The sequence below is a fragment of the Nocardioides abyssi genome (assembly GCF_030412915.1).
GTDB classification, from domain to species: domain Bacteria; phylum Actinomycetota; class Actinomycetes; order Propionibacteriales; family Nocardioidaceae; genus Nocardioides; species Nocardioides abyssi.
The window spans coordinates 1-281 of the sequence record NZ_JAUHJR010000129.1; the positions used below are offsets into that span (position 1 = coordinate 1).

Consider the following 281-nt stretch of genomic DNA (forward strand, 5'->3'; position numbering starts at 1 on the left):
TCGACGCGGACGCGGGGGATCTCGATGCCGAGGATGCGCCCGATCTGGGCGAAGCGGAGCATCACCGCGGGGCGGTCCGGCGGCGGCTCGGAGGCGAGGTCGATGACGCCTTCGTGCAGGGTGCCGCCGGCGAGGTCGAGGATCAGCTCGGCGCAGCGGCGGCTGGCCCAGTCGGTGCGATCGGGGTCCATCGGCCGCTCGAAGCGGTAGCTGGAGAGGCTCATCAACCCGAGGCTGCGCGAGGTGCGGCGGACGGAGAGGGCGTCGAACTGGGCGGCCTC

General features: G+C 73.3%; 1 protein-coding gene. It reads right to left on the reverse strand.

Annotation, left to right across the window (positions count from 1 at the left end; all coding sequences use genetic code 11):
* A partial coding sequence (locus QWY29_RS20210) for a hypothetical protein (protein WP_300963023.1) occupies positions 1-224 on the reverse strand: 224 nt, incomplete at its 3' end.
* Positions 225-281 lie beyond the last annotated feature (57 nt).